11 protein-coding genes, 9 tRNA genes and 3 rRNA genes are annotated in these 18,391 nt (G+C 36.3%); all 23 read right to left on the bottom strand.

What is annotated here, in order from left to right; all coding sequences use genetic code 11:
• Positions 1 to 20: 20 nt before the first annotated feature.
• The 23 genes from rsmI to gyrA all read right to left on the bottom strand — a co-directional run bounded on the left by rsmI (position 21) and on the right by gyrA (position 18,375).
• Entirely contained in the window at positions 21 to 863 is an 843-nt protein-coding gene (gene rsmI, locus EKH84_RS02995; protein WP_127065093.1) for a 16S rRNA (cytidine(1402)-2'-O)-methyltransferase, read from the bottom strand.
• A 598-nt stretch (positions 864 to 1,461) separates the two neighbouring features.
• Positions 1,462 to 2,223 carry a tRNA1(Val) (adenine(37)-N6)-methyltransferase gene (locus EKH84_RS21840; protein ID WP_013655078.1) on the bottom strand — a complete coding sequence of 254 codons (762 nt, stop codon included), beginning with the start codon at positions 2,221 to 2,223 and terminating at the stop codon, positions 1,462 to 1,464.
• A complete protein-coding gene (locus EKH84_RS21835; protein WP_013655077.1) occupies positions 2,192 to 3,088 on the bottom strand; it encodes a PSP1 domain-containing protein in 897 nt (298 codons plus the stop codon). The genes EKH84_RS21840 and EKH84_RS21835 overlap by 32 nt, the downstream gene beginning before the upstream one ends.
• Entirely contained in the window at positions 3,085 to 4,104 is a 1,020-nt protein-coding gene (gene holB, locus EKH84_RS02985) for a DNA polymerase III subunit delta' (protein ID WP_127065092.1), read from the bottom strand. The genes EKH84_RS21835 and holB overlap by 4 nt, the downstream gene beginning before the upstream one ends.
• A 99-nt stretch (positions 4,105 to 4,203) precedes the next feature.
• The gene (locus EKH84_RS02980) at positions 4,204 to 4,650 is read right to left on the bottom strand and encodes a YaaR family protein (protein WP_127065091.1); all 447 of its coding nucleotides are present in this window, start codon (positions 4,648 to 4,650) and stop codon (positions 4,204 to 4,206) included.
• A 514-nt stretch (positions 4,651 to 5,164) separates the two neighbouring features.
• A complete protein-coding gene (locus EKH84_RS02975) occupies positions 5,165 to 5,752 on the bottom strand; it encodes a guanylate kinase (protein WP_127065090.1) in 588 nt (195 codons plus the stop codon).
• Between the two features lie 160 nt (positions 5,753 to 5,912).
• On the bottom strand, positions 5,913 to 7,301 hold the full coding sequence (locus EKH84_RS02970; protein ID WP_190283466.1) for an aminotransferase class I/II-fold pyridoxal phosphate-dependent enzyme: 1,389 nt from the start codon (positions 7,299 to 7,301) through the stop codon (positions 5,913 to 5,915).
• Between the two features lie 150 nt (positions 7,302 to 7,451).
• Entirely contained in the window at positions 7,452 to 7,775 is a 324-nt protein-coding gene (locus EKH84_RS02965; RefSeq protein WP_127065088.1) for a hypothetical protein, read from the bottom strand.
• Positions 7,776 to 7,866: 91 nt separating this feature from the next.
• On the bottom strand, positions 7,867 to 8,334 hold the full coding sequence (gene greA / locus EKH84_RS02960; RefSeq protein WP_013655071.1) for a transcription elongation factor GreA: 468 nt from the start codon (positions 8,332 to 8,334) through the stop codon (positions 7,867 to 7,869).
• Between the two features lie 121 nt (positions 8,335 to 8,455).
• Positions 8,456 to 8,528: transfer RNA gene (locus tag EKH84_RS02955), tRNA-Lys, on the bottom strand.
• Positions 8,529 to 8,531: 3 nt separating this feature from the next.
• Positions 8,532 to 8,607 (bottom strand) — tRNA-Phe (locus EKH84_RS02950).
• A 3-nt stretch (positions 8,608 to 8,610) separates the two neighbouring features.
• Positions 8,611 to 8,687, bottom strand: a tRNA-Met gene (locus EKH84_RS02945).
• Positions 8,688 to 8,699: 12 nt separating this feature from the next.
• Positions 8,700 to 8,780 (bottom strand) — tRNA-Tyr (locus EKH84_RS02940).
• A gap of 34 nt (positions 8,781 to 8,814) precedes the next feature.
• Positions 8,815 to 8,887, bottom strand: a tRNA-Thr gene (locus EKH84_RS02935).
• A gap of 7 nt (positions 8,888 to 8,894) precedes the next feature.
• Positions 8,895 to 8,967: transfer RNA gene (locus tag EKH84_RS02930), tRNA-Val, on the bottom strand.
• A gap of 60 nt (positions 8,968 to 9,027) precedes the next feature.
• Positions 9,028 to 9,101: transfer RNA gene (locus EKH84_RS02925), tRNA-Asp, on the bottom strand.
• Positions 9,102 to 9,156: 55 nt separating this feature from the next.
• Positions 9,157 to 12,059: ribosomal RNA gene (locus EKH84_RS02920) — 23S ribosomal RNA — on the bottom strand.
• A 232-nt stretch (positions 12,060 to 12,291) separates the two neighbouring features.
• Positions 12,292 to 12,364 (bottom strand) — tRNA-Ala (locus EKH84_RS02915).
• A gap of 4 nt (positions 12,365 to 12,368) precedes the next feature.
• Positions 12,369 to 12,486 (bottom strand): 5S ribosomal RNA (gene rrf / locus EKH84_RS02910).
• Between the two features lie 79 nt (positions 12,487 to 12,565).
• A 16S ribosomal RNA gene (locus EKH84_RS02905) occupies positions 12,566 to 14,090 on the bottom strand.
• Together the 16S, 23S and 5S rRNA genes with 9 tRNA genes alongside form the textbook arrangement of a ribosomal RNA operon.
• A gap of 207 nt (positions 14,091 to 14,297) precedes the next feature.
• A tRNA-Ser gene (locus EKH84_RS02900) sits at positions 14,298 to 14,387 on the bottom strand.
• Between the two features lie 421 nt (positions 14,388 to 14,808).
• Positions 14,809 to 15,828, bottom strand: a complete 1,020-nt coding sequence (locus EKH84_RS02895; RefSeq protein WP_127065087.1) for a C39 family peptidase — start codon at positions 15,826 to 15,828, stop codon at positions 14,809 to 14,811.
• Positions 15,829 to 15,840: 12 nt separating this feature from the next.
• Positions 15,841 to 18,375 carry a DNA gyrase subunit A gene (gene gyrA / locus EKH84_RS02890; RefSeq protein ID WP_013655069.1) on the bottom strand — a complete coding sequence of 845 codons (2,535 nt, stop codon included), beginning with the start codon at positions 18,373 to 18,375 and terminating at the stop codon, positions 15,841 to 15,843.
• Between the last annotated feature and the right edge of the window lie 16 nt (positions 18,376 to 18,391).

Genomic DNA, 18,391 nt, shown 5'->3' with positions numbered 1-18,391 from the left:
TTCTTTAACAAATACGACCACTACTGATGAATAACAGCATAAATATCTCTTTTACTCACACCTCTATCCTTTGCTACCTGTTTCATCGCATTCTTTTCATCCATTCCTTTACTGGTATAGATTTTCATATGCTCTTCAATAGACATGTTACTCCATCCTTCTTGGATTTCCTCTTGAAGTTCTTTTTCATCTTTACCTGCTAGAATTAATACATATTCTCCTCTAGGTTCGTCTATTTCAAAGTGTCCAATAGCTCCTGATAAAGTAGTTTTCAATACAGTTTCGTACTTCTTAGTCAATTCTTTAGTTACTGTAATCCCTCTATCACCTATTGCTTCATATAAGGTTTCCAAAGTCTTAATTAAACGATGTGGTGCTTCATACAGAATTACTGTTCTTGTTTCATCTTTTAATCTATCTAGAACTTGAACTTTTTCTTTTTTATTAGTTGGCAAGAAACCTTCAAATATAAATCTTCTTGTAGATTGTCCAGAAATAATAAGTGCTGTAATCCCTGCTACTGCTCCAGGTGCAGAAGTTACAGTAATACCTTCCTCTAATGCTAATCTAGTTAAATCTTCCCCCGGATCCGAAATACCTGGTGTCCCTGCATCTGTTACTAAAACGATATTTTTTCCTTCTTTTAAAAGATGAATTAATTCTGGCCCTTTTTCTATTTTATTATGTTCATGATAACTAATTAATTTTGTATGAATATCAAAATGATTTAATAATTTCTTTGTATGTCTAGTATCCTCTGCTGCAATAAAATCTGCTTCTGTTAGTAATCTAACTGCTCTATATGTTATATCTTCTAAATTACCTATTGGTGTCGCACATAAGGTAAGTATGCCATAATCCATTTCATGGTCCTCTCTTATCTTTCGTATTAATACTCTTTTTATATTATATAGCCTTTTTTAAAATTTATATACCCTCCTATATAGAACTTATTATTTTAAGATTATATGGTAGCACACTTATCTCACCATTTAATTTTATAAAAGTACTAATCTTTACTATGCACCATTTATTTTATATGAAGCTATCTACTATGCTACTACCCTTTTTCCTCTAGTATATCTATTTTCTATTCTAGATTTCCTATTAAATATCATATTTGTACATCTTCTCCTGCCGATATGATAGATTAATAAATTCAATTTATTTACTATATTTATCATGTTATTTATACCTCAGAGATTTGCCTACTCCTTATTAAATATACGAATCATATCTTACATATTATAGTTTGCTCAATACTTTTATCATTTTTTATACTGCAAATGTCTTTCTTATAAAAAGAGCTTTTAAAAATTAGTGTCTATTAATCTCAATAAATAAAAGCGCTATATAACTAGAAATTTATACTAGTTATATAACGCTTTTATATTTAGAAAAATCCCTCTTCTATTTCATAGAGTATTTATGCATTTCATGGCTGAGCTTTTATTCTAAGCCTTATTCTTGACGGCCCTTTTTTCCATAAATCTCATTAATTTCATCGGTATAAGTGCCATCCTCATTATAGACGGTTAAAGGTGATTGAACCCTTAATTCAGGTTTCCCATTCTTAACCCCCTCTACTAATACCATAGTTGGTTCCTTGCCTTGCTTAGGATAAATCATTCGCATAACCTTTGGCTCAATATTATATTGTCTCATGGTAGCAAAGATATCCACCAAGCGATGAGGTCTATGAATCATACACATCTTTCCACCATATTTTAACATATAGCTTGTCGCAGAAATAATATCTTCTAATGTACATGCTACTTCATGCCTAGCAATGGTTTTCGAAGGATGTTCATTTTTAAGACCTGCATGTCCTTTCATATATGGTGGATTACAAGTAATAATATCAAAATAGCCTGTGCTAAAGTGTTCCTTATAATCTTTAATATCCATAACCTTCATTGTTACATCTGTATCTATTTCATTTAACTTAACGGACCTGCTTGCCATTTCTATCATTTCTTCTTGAATATCAATACCTGTAAAATGACCTTTACCATAAATAGCATGCATGACAATAGGAATAATTCCCGTTCCAGTACCTATATCTAATACCTTCTGCCTTTGATTATTTACCTTTGCAAAATGAGCCAATAAAATAGCATCAATCCCGAAGCAAAATACCTCGGGATTTTGTATTAATTTATAACCATTTCTCTCTAAGTCATCAACTCTCTCATTCGAGCGTACTAAAGTCAAATCCTTCATACTCTTTGTCTATTTCTCCTCCATTGTGGCAACCTCCACATTTCTTCTTCTTAACAATCTTAAGGTCTGTAGAATGATACATAATTGCCTCTTTTTCATCTTTATCTTTCTTCTGAACAGCTACTTTAATTTGCTCACGAAGAACATTTACAGACAATACTTCACCTTTTCCATCTGGTGTTATAACAATATCGCCTACAACAGGTAGACGTCCTCTGATTTCAACATAGCAATCCTGCTCATACTTTAAACAACACATTAATCTACCGCAGATTCCTGATATCTTAATAGGATTAAGTGATAAACTTTGCTCCTTCGCCATTTTTATAGATACAGGTTGAAAATCTCCTAAAAATGAGTTGCAGCATAAAGAACGTCCACAAATTCCTATACCACCGCACATTTTAGTTTCATCTCTTACACCTATTTGTCTAAGTTCAATACGTGTCTTAAAGATAGAAGCTAATTCTTTGACTAACTCTCTAAAATCTACACGTTCGTAAGACGTAAAATAAAATAGAACTTTATTATTATCAAAAGTATATTCTACATCGATTAGTTTCATATCTAATTGATGCTTGATAATCTTTTCTTTACAAATAAAGAAGGCCTCTTTTTCCTTTACTTTATTCTGCTTATATCTCTCATCATCTTCTTCTGTTGCCAATCGAATTACCTTTTTTAGAGGTTGTACCACTTCTTCTTCCGCTACCTCTTTATTAGGAATTACGACTTCTCCATATTCTACTCCCCTTGCTGTTTCAACAATGGCATGTTGCCCTTGATTATATAACACATTATCCTCGGGTGCAAAATAATAGACTTTACCGGCACGTCTGAATCTTATACCAATAACAGTTATCATTTTTTTCTCTCCTTCAATTTGAGTAATAAATTCTCTATAACAAACGTACTATATATATTCTGCTTTATATCTAAAATTGCATGTTTAATCGATTCTATATTCTGACTAACTTTATTATACGTTAATTTTTGGGACATGTCCAACAACTGTTTTTGGTAATCCAAATAATATAAATCTCTACTATTAGTGGTCTTTATTACTGCTATATCTCTATACCAAAATAACCAAAATTCTAAAATTTTCTCTATGTCTTCTTTTTGGTCTGTTATTTCCTTTACTAAGTCATATAATTGTAATAAGTTGGCTTTATTTAGTCTCTCTATATACTCTACACTTTGCTTTCTAAGTTGTAAATAAAGTTCATCTTGAAGAATATCATTGATAACGCCTATGCTACCTTCTGACAGCTTAGTATATACCTCTTTTTCTTCTCCACTTATACCTTTACGTTCCAAATACGAACTCATTTTTTCCTTACTTAATGGATTAAATCTTACTGTTATACAACGAGATTTAATAGTAGGTAACATGCTAGCTAAATTCTCACAAACTAAAACAACAATACCATAGCTAGGTGGCTCCTCTATAGTTTTTAGCATTGCATTTTGACCTTGTACATTAATAGTATCTGCTGCATTAACAATAATAATTTTATGTTCAGCCTGATAAGGTTTAATCTCCATTTCTCTTACGATATTCTCTCTAATGTTATCTACCTTTGTAACCTTTGTATCTTTTTCAATCGTAATAATGTCAGGATGAGTTCCTGCTTCAACCATATGGCAAGATTGACACTCATTACAAGCCTTATCATTTTTTCTTTGCTCACACAAAATAGCCTTTGCTAACTTTCTAGCAAAAGTTTTTTTTCCTACACCATAAGGCCCTTCAAATATATAGCTATGGGATAAATGATTTTTAGTTAATGCTTTAATGAAATATTCTTTTGCATCTTCATTACCTATTATATCTTGAAATTCCTTCATTCCCAGTCGCAGTAAGGAAATATTCCTCACTACCCTCCTTTTATCTTAGTAAACTTTAAATACCCTATTAATCCGTCTTTAAATACATATTTTATTGTATTAAAAATGTTCGTGAACTCTTCACGAACATTAAGTAATAATATCTAATACTAACCCCTGTATCTCACCGATACGGTCTAAAATATTAACTTGGTTTTTTTCTGAACTAATTAATTCCTGTGCTAATTCATCTAGCTTATCATTTACTAGCCTAACAATACCGTAAACACGATGTCTACCTCTTTTATCTAGAAAGTTCTCTCGAGAAAATTTATGAGAATTTGCTACTACCTCATTAATAAAATTAGAAATCATCGTCCTATAAACTTTTAAATCTCTAATATCCATATGCTCTGAAATTTTTTGACCTTGCTTAGTAATTTCGTCAACCATTTCCTTAAGTTTTTCTTGAAGCTCTGACTGATCAATTTGACTCAGTAGGGTAAATTTAAAACCTTTATCCACCTTAGCTTCAGATACTGTAGAAATTTCTCTTAGAGTTGGCATCTGAACCTGATTAATTTGTATGTTAGCCATAGTAAATTCCCCCACTTTCCCTTTTTTAATGCAACTTCCTTCAATTTATTCTATGATAATAATCTATTAATTGCAAGCATGTACGTTATCTTAATCGACTTATTTTAACTTATAATATATTCTTATACCTATATTTATATTATCTTCTATAGTATATAAACTATATATTATATCTAACCCCTAATCTATAATACACTTATTGCTTTCTTGAATCGGATTTTTTATTATCCTTGTTTAAATATAATCTTTTCTGTACAAACCAATGGATCTTTATAGATATGAATCTAGGTTTATAATCCCATAATCTTACTTATACATATGTAAGTTTATAGGCTCAAACACCTACATTCAAATAGAGCTTGGCTTATATACCATTATAAAAAACATAAACTTATCAATGTAGATACTATATAAATACTAGTTTATAAACATATATATCTAATTTACTCTTAATCTAATTAAAGCATATCCATTCTTTTATCTATCTAATCACTTGTTTAAACTTATTACATTATTAACTAATCGTCCTTATTCTATCTTTAATCTCTTTAATACATTGATCTAAGTTTAAATTCTGATATCTTTTGGTTATTCTATTAATATTGAGCCTTTCCTCACTAAAATCTTTATTATCGGCTAAAAACCTCCTACATAACTCATCATAGTTGGGCTGAATTTGTTGCTTTTCCCTACTTAAGGCTCTTTCCAAACGTAAACCATCTTCTACTTCTATATATATCGGGATGATATTTTCCATATTAAAGTATTTTAACAAATTACTATATGCCTCTAACGTGACAATAACAATATAATTATTATTATTCAAATCGATTTGTCCATCATCTATAGTGGCATAATACCAATTCCCATTAATAGTTTTATAACATCTTTGTTCAATAACTTTTCCTTCTCGAGTATAATGCTCTAACTTCTCTATATCTATGAAATAATAAGCTTCTCCATCTAATTCGTTAGTTCTTTGCGGTCTTGTTGTATAGGGTACAATAGGCTTTAAATTTAATACCCTATCATTTTTTAGCGCTTCAAAAATAGTATCTTTTCCTGTACTACTTTTTCCCATTAAACAAAATATTTTACCCATAATTACCTCCCTACATTTTATTCTTAAACTAAAATGCTACTATTTCTTAGTTTTACTTTAGATATGATTCTTTAATTTATATATTTACTTATTTTTGAAATCATTTAGCCCATCTACAACCTAATCTTATTTCATATAAAATTATTAGCTTATATAAATTCTATATTGTATAAATCAATATTTCATCATCTATTAATTGAATACCTTGTAACTTGTCTTTAAAATAATAAATTAAATCTATATGTTGCTGCTCAATCAATTCTCCTATGCAAACTAAAGGTATCCCTGGTGGATATAACATGATATTTTTAGCTGATTTTCTTGTTATTGCATCTTTAATACCTACCCATGCTTTATCACTATAGTAAATTTTTCTAGGACTAAATCCTTTTATAATGTCTGATACAATAAAGTTATTTATACCTTTGTTACTCTTACCTACTTCTAGTTCTTTATCTATCTCTTCTAGGGCTATTCTTAGTCTTGTCATATTCGAGCTATTATCTGCCATTGTCGTCATTAAAATAACATATGTTTCTAATGCTGCCTCTACTGAAATATCATACCTTGTATTTAGTATGTCAGCTAATTCATATCCATCTATGTTAGATTCTATCGTTGAAATAATTATCTTACTCTTATCATATTTTTCTTTTTCCATATCTAATAGCCTTAAAACCATAAGATGATCATTTAATTCTTTTCTAAATACTAGTAATTCATCTACATATTGCTGTTGTATCTTATTCTTGTTTTCTATAATATACGATCTTATATAATCCATAAGCCCCATCATCATATATGAAGGGCTACTAGTTTGTATCATTCTAAGACTTTCTATAACATTATCATATCTTATTCGTTCAGAACATATATGTAATAACCCACTTTGTGTAAGTGCTGGTAAAGTCTTGTGCATACTGTTAATGACTAGGTCTGCTCCTTGATGTATACTACTTAGTGGAAAATCTTTCCCTAATACAAAATGTGCACCATGGGCTTCATCTACAATAAGTACCTTGTTATATTTATGAACTACTCTAGATATCTCTTTGATATCTGATACTATCCCTTCGTAAGTAGGGCTAACCACTAATACCCCCTTTGCCTTAGGATAATCTATTAGCGCCTTTTCAATTATATCTGCACTTATCTCTCCCAACATATCGTCTTCAGGTCTGTACTGTGGACTAATATATATAGGAGTAATTCCCCCTAAAATAAGTGCACTCCAAACGCTATGATGAGAATTTCTTGCTATAATTAATTCATCACCATCCTTGCAAACAGATAAAATACTTGCTATTATTCCACTAGTTGAACCATTTGTTAAGAATAATGTTTCTTTAGATCCATAAAAATTAGCCATTAATTCCATTGCTTCCTTTATAATGCCCTGTGCATCATATAAATTATCCATACCTATAGCTTCTGTATTATCTAATTCAATTATACTAAGATTATTAAGTTCTGCAGCAATTCCAAACTTATGCCCAGGCATATGAAATGCCAATTTTGACCTACTATATTGTAGTAATTTGTCATACAAAGGTGTATTCACCTAATCAACCCTTTTCTATTATTAATTATTACTTCTTATAGTTTACCTTACTATAGCTTCAAATACAAACGACTTAAAAGTTAAAGTAATTAGTAAAATAAGAATAAATAATGGACCAAGCTAAACTAACTTGGTCCATTATTTATTCTTATCTCCTTCTGGCGTCGAGAGTATAATCTCTTTAGCTACATTATAAAATTGGTCTACTAAAATAGACTCATTCTTTCTATGATATTCACATAATCTACTAAATTCTATTTCCAATCGTTCCCTACTCTCTTCAAATAAACCTACATTAACACAATCTTTGCTATATCTCCTAATAATTTCTTGATATCTCTCAGGATTTTTCTTCACTTGGGTTAAATTAACCCCTTGATTAGCTAAAAATGTTTTTAGTTTATCAATTTCTTTTGCATTCTCTTGTGCACGTTTAAGTATTTTAAACTCCATCTGATTCATATAACATCCCCCATAATCTATTTATAAATTATATTCTAGCTTGTCGCTGTTTATTCTCTATAAATAGATTTATCTACTAAGTATGTTATATCTAACTTTTCCTTATTGATTGTATACGTACACTATATTCTCCATCTGGAGAGTCTATATTTACTATATCGCCTACTCTCTTTTTATAAATCATCTTTCCTAAAGGCGATTCAATACTTATTTTATTATTTATAGCATCGGTTTCCATAGTAGTAACTATTTCATACTCTATATTCATATCATCTTCTATAAAATAAACATCTACTAACTTTCCCAGTCCAACTTCTCCTGCCTCTGTATTATCAGTAATGATAGTTGCTGTTTTTATCATTCGCTCTAAATATTTTATACGCCCCTCATTCCTACCTCTTTCACGTTTAGCGGCCTTGTATTCATAATTCTCGCTCAAATCCCCATGTGCTCTGGCTTCTTTAACTTCTTCATTCCTTTGTTTTCTTACCACTACTTTTCTATATTCTATCTCTTTTTTCATATTATCAATGTCTTGTTGTGTAAGATAATTGTTCATATTATTCCTGACCCTTTTTACTCTTATATATTATAAAAAATTATAGAAAAATACTTTTTTTACTTAAATACTAAAAAGGTCTTACAACTAACAATTTGTTAACTGTAAGACCTTTGATGTATGAGCCACCCGGGAATCGAACCCGGGACAACTTGATTAAAAGTCAAGTGCTCTACCGACTGAGCTAGTGACCCACATGGTGCCCAGAGCCGGAATCGAACCAGCGACACGAGGATTTTCAGTCCTCTGCTCTACCGACTGAGCTATCTGGGCATGTGGTAGCGGGAACAGGATTTGAACCTATGACCTTCGGGTTATGAGCCCGACGAGCTACCTAGCTGCTCCATCCCGCGTTATAAGGTATATGGAGGGAGAAGGATTCGAACCTTCGAAGCTATCGCAACAGATTTACAGTCTGCCCCCTTTGGCCGCTCGGGAATCCCTCCATATTAATACAAAGACCATATTAGTCCTGTATCAAGCCGACGATCGGACTCGAACCGATAACCTGCTGATTACAAGTCAGCTGCTCTGCCAATTGAGCCACGTCGGCATGTAAATGGTCGCTATAGGGCTCGAACCTATGACCCCCTGCTTGTAAGGCAGGTGCTCTCCCAGCTGAGCTAAGCGACCATATCTAATAAGTAATAATTATTACTTATTCTAATATATTTAATACATTAAGTATTAAAACGACCCAGAAGGGACTCGAACCCTCGACCTCCGCCGTGACAGGGCGGCGTGCTAACCAACTGTACCACTGGGCCATTAGAAGTTTATACTTCCAAAACTAAACACAATTTTTATTCAACCTTTATTATCTAGGTCAAACCCTCGAACCGTTAGTATTGGTCACCTTAATGTATTACTACACTTACAGCTCCAACCTATCTACCTCATAGTCTCTAAGGGGTCTTACTCCTTTCGGATGGGAAATCTTATCTTGTGGTCTGCTTCACGCTTAGATGCCTTCAGCGTTTATCAGATCCAGACTTGGCTACTCTGCTATGCCATTGGTATGACAACAGATGCACCAGTGGTCCGTCCATCCCGGTCCTCTCGTACTAAGGACAGCTCCACTCAAATTTCCTGCGCCCACGACGGATAGGGACCGAACTGTCTCACGACGTTCTGAACCCAGCTCGCGTACCGCTTTAATGGGCGAACAGCCCAACCCTTGGAACCTGCTTCAGCTCCAGGATGCGATGAGCCGACATCGAGGTGCCAAACCTCCCCGTCGATGTGAACTCTTGGGGGAGATAAGCCTGTTATCCCCGGGGTAGCTTTTATCCGTTGAGCGATGGCAATCCCACTTTCATACCACCGGATCACTAAGTCCTACTTTCGTACCTGCTCCACCCGTCGGTGTCGCAGTCAAGCAACCTTATGCCTTTGCACTCTTCGAATGGTTTCCGACCATTCTGAGGTTACCTTTGAGCGCCTCCGTTACTCTTTAGGAGGCGACCGCCCCAGTCAAACTGTCCACCTGACATTGTCCCAGACCCGGGTAACGGGCCATGGTTAGAAGTTAAGTATTACAAGAGAGGTATCCCACCGGCGACTCCACCTAGACTGGCGTCCAGATTTCTCAGTCTCCCTCCTATCCTGTACATGTAATACCCAACCTCAGTATCAAGCTACAGTAAAGCTCCACGGGGTCTTTCCGTCCTGTCGCGGGTAACCAGCATCTTCACTGGTACTACAATTTCACCGGGTGCGCTGTCGAGACAGTGCCCAAATCATTACGCCTTTCGTGCGGGTCAGAACTTACCTGACAAGGAATTTCGCTACCTTAGGACCGTTATAGTTACGGCCGCCGTTTACTGGGGCTTAAGTTCAAAGCTTCGTCCTTAGACTAACCTCTCCCCTTAACCTTCCAGCACCGGGCAGGCGTCAGCCCTTATACATCACCTTTCGGTTTAGCAAAGACCTGTGTTTTTGTTAAACAGTTGCTTGGGCCTATTCTCTGCGGCCTACCTAAGTAGGCACCCCTTCTCCCTAAGTTACGGGGTCATTTTGCCGAGTTCCTTAACAACGCTTCTCCCGTCGGCCTTAGGATTCTCTCCTCATCCACCTGTGTCGGTTTACGGTACGGGTACCTATCACGCAATAGCAGCTTTTCTCGGCAGTGTGGATTCAGCAACTTCTCTACTTTTATTTCGATCCCCATCACACTTCATCCTCGCCTAACGGATTTGCCTGTTAGGTGCGACTTTGTGCTTGGCCCAGGATACCATTCCTGGGTTTGCTTATCCTCCTGCGTCCCTGCAGTTCTGATAATAGGTAGTACTGGAATATGAACCAGTTGTCCATCGACTACGACTTTCGTCCTCGCCTTAGGTCCCGACTTACCCAGAGCAGATCAGCTTTACTCTGGAAACCTTGGATATTCGGCCTACAAGATTCTCACTTGTATCTCGCTACTCATTCCGGCATTCTCACTTGTAATTACTCCACAGCTCCTTACGGTACTGCTTCTGCGTCGTTACAACGCTCCTCTACCAATCCACTATTGTGAATTCCATAGCTTCGGTGGTGTGTTTTAGCCCCGGACATTTTCGGCGCAAGATCTCTCGACTAGTGAGCTATTACGCACTCTTTGAATGAGTGGCTGCTTCTAAGCCAACATCCTAGTTGTCTTCGAAATCTCACATCCTTTTCCACTTAACACACACTTGGGGACCTTAGCTGATGGTCTGGACTGTTTTCCTTTTGACCACGTGTCTTATCACTCGTAGTCTGACTGCTGACGGTATCTTGATGGCATTCTTAGTTTGATATGCTTCGGTAAGCTTGTGGGCCCCCTAGGCAATTCAGTGCTTTACCTCCATTAGACTCCTATCAACGCTAGCCCTAAAGCTATTTCGAGGAGAACCAGCTATCTCCGGGTTCGATTGGAATTTCTCCGCTACCCACACGTCATCTCCACCTTTTTCAACAGATGTGAGTTCGGACCTCCATTACCTTTTACGGTAACTTCATCCTGCACATGGGTAGGTCACCCGGTTTCGGGTCTACTAACAATGACTATTTTGGCGCCCTATTCAGACTTGGTTTCCCTTCGGCTTCGTACCTCCTGGTACTTAACCTTGCCACAGCTAGTAACTCGCCGGACCGTTCTACAAAAAGTACGCGGTTGCGCATCATATGGCGCTTCCACTGCTTGTAAACATAGAGTTTCAGGTTCTCTTTCACTCCCCTCCCGGGGTTCTTTTCACCTTTCCTTCACAGTACTATGCGCTATCGGTCACCGAGGAGTATTTAGGCTTGGGGGGTGGTCCCCCCGGCTTCCCACAAGGTTTCTCGTGTCTCGTGGTACTCTGGATACTGCTAGGCTTCACTTGGATTTCGCTTACGGGATTATCACCCTCTTTGATGAGACTTTCCAGACTCTTCAGCTATCCGCAGTCTTGCCATGACGCAGTCCTCAACCCCAGATTACAAGTAATCTGGTTTGGCCTGTTTCCCTTTCGCTCGCCGCTACTTAGGAAATCGATGTTTCTTTCTCCTCCTGAAGGTACTTAGATGTTTCAGTTCCCTTCGTTCCCTTCCTATAGTTATGGATTGGCTATAGGATGACAGAGGTTTGCTCTGCCAGGTTTCCCCATTCGGATATCTACGGATCAAGGTTTATTTGCAACTCCCCGTAGCTTTTCGCAGCTTATCACGTCCTTCATCGGCTCTCGGTGCCAAGGCATCCACTCTACGCTCTTAGTAGCTTGACCTATAATGATTAACTTTCGTTAATCGGTCGTTTGTGCCTTGTTAATCAACTTTCGTTGAATACAAAGAATATTTATTATCGGTTAAATTGTAGATTTTACACCCTGACAAACATTTTGCATTATACAATGCGTGTACATTTATCGTTAGGCGCAAGTTATATTGCTATAACTTACAAATCTATTTTAATTGTGTTTAGTTTTCAAAGTACAAATTGTCCTATTGTAAGGACAGTGGAGATTAAGGGATTCGAACCCTTGACCCCCTGCGTGCAAGGCAGGTGCTCTCCCAACTGAGCTAAACCCCCATAAATGTGGCAACCACTTACTCTCCCAGTCAGTCTCCCGACAAGTACCATCAGCCGCTTAGGTCTTAACCTACGTGTTCGGAATGGAAACGGGTGTTTCCCCTAAGCGCATCATCACCACAAATGAGTGAAATATTCATTTAGTTCAATGAACTTTCAAAACAAAATAGCAACTAACAAACCTTCGATTTCTATCCTTAGAAAGGAGGTGATCCAGCCGCACCTTCCGATACGGCTACCTTGTTACGACTTCACCCCAGTTATTGGTTTTGCCTTAGACGGCTCCCTCCCCGAAGGGTTGGGTCACCGGCGTTGGGCCCCCCCAACTCCCATGGTGTGACGGGCGGTGTGTACAAGACCCGGGAACGTATTCACCGCGACATTCTGATTCGCGATTACTAGCGATTCCAACTTCATGTAGTCGAGTTGCAGACTACAATCCGAACTGGGACTGCTTTTTTGAGGTTTGCTGACTCTCGCGAGATCGCTTCCCTTTGTAGCAGCCATTGTAGCACGTGTGTAGCCCTAAACATAAGGGGCATGATGATTTGACGTCATCCCCACCTTCCTCCAAGTTATCCCTGGCAGTCTCTCTAGAGTGCCCAACTTAATGCTGGCTACTAAAGATAGGGGTTGCGCTCGTTGCGGGACTTAACCCAACATCTCACGACACGAGCTGACGACAACCATGCACCACCTGTCACCAATGTCCTAGCAAGCTAGGAAAGAAGGCATTACCCTTCGGTCATCGGGATGTCAAGTTTAGGTAAGGTTCTTCGCGTTGCTTCGAATTAAACCACATGCTCCACCGCTTGTGCGGGTCCCCGTCAATTCCTTTGAGTTTCAATCTTGCGATCGTACTTCCCAGGTGGAATGCTTAATGTGTTAACTTCGGCACCGAGACCCGTAAGCCCCGACACCTAGCATTCATCGTTTACAGCGTGGACTACCAGGGTATCTAATCCTGTTTGCTCCCCACGCTTTCGTGCCTCAGCGTCAGTTATGGTCCAGAAAGCCGCCTTCGCTACTGGTGTTCCTCCGAATCTCTACGCATTTCACCGCTACACTCGGAATTCCACTTTCCTCTCCCACACTCTAGTTCATCAGTTTCAGAAGCAGCTTAGAGGTTGAGCCCCTAAATTTCACTTCTGACTTAACAAACCGCCTACGCACCCTTTACACCCAGTAAATCCGGATAACGCTCGCTCCCTACGTATTACCGCGGCTGCTGGCACGTAGTTAGCCGGAGCTTCTTAGTCAGGTACCGTCATTTTTTCTTCCCTGCTGATAGAAGTTTACAATCCGAAGACCTTCTTCCTTCACGCGGCGTCGCTGCATCAGGCTTGCGCCCATTGTGCAATATTCCCCACTGCTGCCTCCCGTAGGAGTTTGGGCCGTGTCTCAGTCCCAATGTGGCCGTTCACCCTCTCAGGCCGGCTATGGATCGTCGCCTTGGTGGGCTGTTATCTCACCAACTAGCTAATCCAACGCGGGTCCATCCTATGCCGATAAATCTTTACTATAATAATCATGCGATTACCGATAGTTTATGCGGTATTAGCGTTCGTTTCCAAACGTTATCCCCCTGCATAGGGCAGGTTACCCACGCGTTACTCACCCGTCCGCCACTAAGTTCTAGGAGCAAGCTCCTATCACTTCGTTCGACTTGCATGTGTTAAGCACGCCGCCAGCGTTCATCCTGAGCCAGGATCAAACTCTCATAAAAAAGTTTGTCCGTGTAGTATTTCTACTACTGACTATTTTACTTAGTACAAGTTGTACTGATTCTCATCTCTTATTAGAGACGTAATGAATCGACTGGTTTATAGTTACTATTTTGTTTTCAAAGTTCATTTTTAAGCACTTTCATAAGTATAAATTATACCTTAACTTATGTCAAGCTTTTTTGTTTTTTCTTCAAAAAAAAACAAAGCGGAGAAGGAGGGATTCGAACCCTCGCGCCGGTTAACCCGACCTATACCCTTAGCAGGGGCACCTCTTCGGCCAACTTGAGTACTTCTCCGAATTATCAATATTTATTATTCCCTGTTTTCTCAGGACAAGATATATATTATCAAATGTTATTCTTTATGTCAAGCCTTTTTTAATATCATTTTTTTAATATAAAAAGACCCTTCCGTATTAAAACGTAAGGGTAAAATTTGTTGGAATATCTTTGATGCTTTACCTTTCACGTATAAAAATATCTTAACTCATTTATTAATTTGTTATTTGCACAGTTTCTTATTTCATAGGAAAAGAATACTTTTTACTAGCTTATATTCTTATTCCAATTTAAATGAGTAAAGTATTTGTTGGAATGATAAATAATAACATCTTATGTATTATGATATCATCTTATACAGTAGTTTACAATTAATATTTAGTATAAATTAAATATTTTTAAGTAAAATAAGAATTTTTATTATTATTCCTCCCTATTTCTATTTTATAATTGTAATTGCTTGATGTCCCATTTGTTCCCACGCTAATTTAAAATCATTTTTATTTACGGCTTTATTAGGATAAGTCGAAAAAGGATCATTAATATATACATTCTCTTTATCAATACCAGTTATTATAACAGCATGTAATTTATTAGTCGTTTTTACAATTCCAGATGGAGTATGCCAGATTTCAAAATATGTATCATCTAGAGGTTTATATGTTGCATTAGTAATCACCCATATAGGATATCCCTGTTTTAAAAAATAAGTAATGTCACTAAATTCTACTCCTGTTAAATCGATTGCACTATCTCCAACATATTCTTTAGCTAACTCAGTTATTGGTCCATGATACACACCATATCCATTATTTTTGATATTGTACATGTCTCCCACAAATCCATCATATGGATTACCATAATAGATTCTTCCCTTATTATCTTTATAATAAGGAGTATCGTCTTTTTTTATGTTTTTAGCCAATGTCATTTTATCAATATCTATATTCATATATTGAAGTAGCATTGCAAGTGAAGTTACTTCACAGCCTCTGGGTAATTCTGGATATTGCCTAATCAAAGGAACATTAAGGGGCTCTATCTCTATTTCCTTATTTTGATTTTTCCAAATAAGGTTTGAGTCACTATTAAAATAGATTTTATCATGATTATTATCTTTAGCATAATTAACTGCTTCTTTAAAGTTATCAAAGTCATGCACTGCTGTATCTGTAATAATAAGAAAAGGTTTAAAACTACTATAAACCCATTCATTATTCAATGTATTAATCGCTATACTCCTTTTAATCTTTTCTGCTTTTGACACAGCTTCTTCTTCAGTATCAGCCTCTGCTACAATGTTCCCTGCTTTTTTGATGATATACTTTTTACTTGATGTAGGTTTATTTATAAAAGTAGGCAGCGCACCACCATTATGTTTAACATAATAGATATATGCCCCACCTACACTTGTTATTATTAATACTGTGCAAAGAATAAATAAGATTACCTTCTTCATTTATTCCTCTACTTATTCTTGTTCATCAACAATGTCTTCATCAGATACTTCTGTTATAGAAGCTTCTTCAACATTATCATCAATGAATTCTTCATTTACTTTTTCCATACATACAACCTGTACATCATCAGCAACATTTATTAATTTAACACCTTGAGCATTACGGCCTATAGAAGAAATTTGTGCAACTTTAATACGAATAATAATACCCTGAGAAGTAATAAGTAGTAACTCATCTTCTTCACTTACTGAAGCAACACCAATAATACAACCTGTTTTTTCAGTAATTTTATTAATTCTTAAGCCCTTACCACCACGTTTTTGAGCCCTGAAAGCTTCTATTTGTGTTCTCTTTCCTAACCCTTTTTCTGTAGTTGTAAGAATCTGTTCACCTTCTTTTGGTACAGTTGCTCCTATTACCTCATCAGTTTCACCTAGATTAATAGCACGTACACCTCTTGCTGTTCTACCCATTGGTCTTACATCTGTTGCATCGAACATAATACCTTGACCATTTCTAGTGGCTACCAAGATAGCATCTTTTGATGTAGTTTGATGTACATCAACTAGCTCATCTTCTTCGTTAAGAGAAAGTGCAATAAGCCCACCTTTCCTAATGTTCCTAAAATCCTTTAGAGGTGTTTTCTTAATTTGTCCTTTTTTAGTAACCATTGTTAAGAATGTATTATCTTCAAATTCTTTAATTGGAAATACTGCAGTAATTTTTTCATCTTTATCTAACTCTAATAAGTTAACAATAGCTGTTCCTCTAGCAGTTCTTCCTGCTTCAGGAATTCTATAACCTTTTATACGATATGCCTTCCCTTTATTAGTGAAGAACATAATATAATTAAAGTTAGTGGTTACGAAAAGTTGTTTGATAAAGTCATCCTCAATTGTATTAACACCAATGATTCCTTTACCGCCTCTATTTTGATTTTTATAGGTATCTAATGGAATACGTTTGATATAACCTAATTGAGTGATTGTTACAACGATATTCTCTTCATCAATAAGATCTTCAATATCATATTCATCTTCATCAATCGTAATATCAGTTCTACGCCCATCACCATATTTTTGTTTTACTTCTGTAATTTCATCTTTAATAACACTTAATAATTTATACTCGCTAGCTAAAATTGATTTTAAGTATTCAATTTTTTCAAGGAGTTCTGCATACTCTTGATCAATCTTTTCTCTTTCAAGACCTGTTAAAGCACGAAGCCTCATCTCAACAATTGCCTGAGCTTGAATTTCAGTAAGCTCAATAGCTTCCATTAACTTATCTTTAGCTTCTTGAACATTTGCTGATTCACGAATAAGAGAAACTACTAAATCAATATTATCTAAAGCTTTACGAAGTCCTTCTAATATGTGTGCTCTAGCCTCAGCTTTATTTAATTCAAACTGCGTTCTTCTTGTTACAACTTCTTTTTGATGTTTTAAATACTCTTCAAGAATTTGCTTTAAGTTAAGAACTTTAGGTTTATCATCTACTAAAGCAAGCATATTGATACTAAAAGTATCTTGTAATTGGGTATATTTATAAAGCTGATTTAAGATAACTGTTGGATTTACATCTCTTCTAAGCTCAATCACCATAGAAATACCATTTCTATCTGATTCATCGCGAATATCTGTAATACCATCTATTTTTCTTTCTTTAACTAAGTCTGCCATCTTTTCAATAAGTGATGACTTATTAACCATGTAAGGAATCTCTGTAACAACAATGCGATTCTTTCCACCTTGCATTGCTTCAATTTCAGCTTTAGCTTTAACTTTTACTTTACCTCTACCGGTCCTATAAGCTTGGTCAATTCCATATCGTCCATATATAGTAGCACCTGTAGGGAAGTCTGGGCCTTCAATGATAGCCATAAGCTCTTCTATCTCTGTTTCACGGACTTCGTGCTCTTCATTTTCTCCCATATAGTTATCGATCATTCTAATAACACCGTTTACAACCTCAGTCAAGTTATGAGGTGGAATATTAGTTGCCATACCTACAGCAATACCTGATGAACCATTAACCAATAGGTTTGGAAATCTTGATGGTAAAACACAGGGTTCCTTAGATGATTCATCAAAGTTTGGTCTAAATTCAACCGTATCTTTATCAATATCAGCTAGCATGAGAGCTGTCATTTTACTCATACGTGCTTCAGTATAACGCATAGCAGCTGGACTATCGCCATCAATAGAACCAAAGTTACCTTGTCCATCTACAAGAGGATATCTCGTAGAGAATTCTTGCGCCATACGTACCATCGCACCATAAATTGAAGAGTCACCATGAGGGTGATATTTACCCATGGTATCCCCGACAATACGTGCTGATTTTCTATATTGTTTATCTGAACCTAACCCTAATTCACTCATAGAGTATAAAATACGACGATGAACTGGTTTTAATCCATCTCGTACATCTGGAAGGGCACGAGATACGATTACACTCATAGCGTAATCAATATAACAGTTTTGCATCTCATCGTTAATATCTCTATGAATAATTCTGTCATAAGTTACATCATTTGTATCCATTTATTATTCTCCTTGC

The sequence above is a fragment of the Cellulosilyticum sp. WCF-2 genome, assembly GCF_003990395.1.
GTDB classification, from domain to species: Bacteria; Bacillota; Clostridia; order Lachnospirales; family Cellulosilyticaceae; genus Cellulosilyticum; species Cellulosilyticum lentocellum.
The sequence above is the reverse complement of the archived record's forward strand: the minus strand, read 5'-3'. Positions and strand labels throughout refer to the sequence as shown.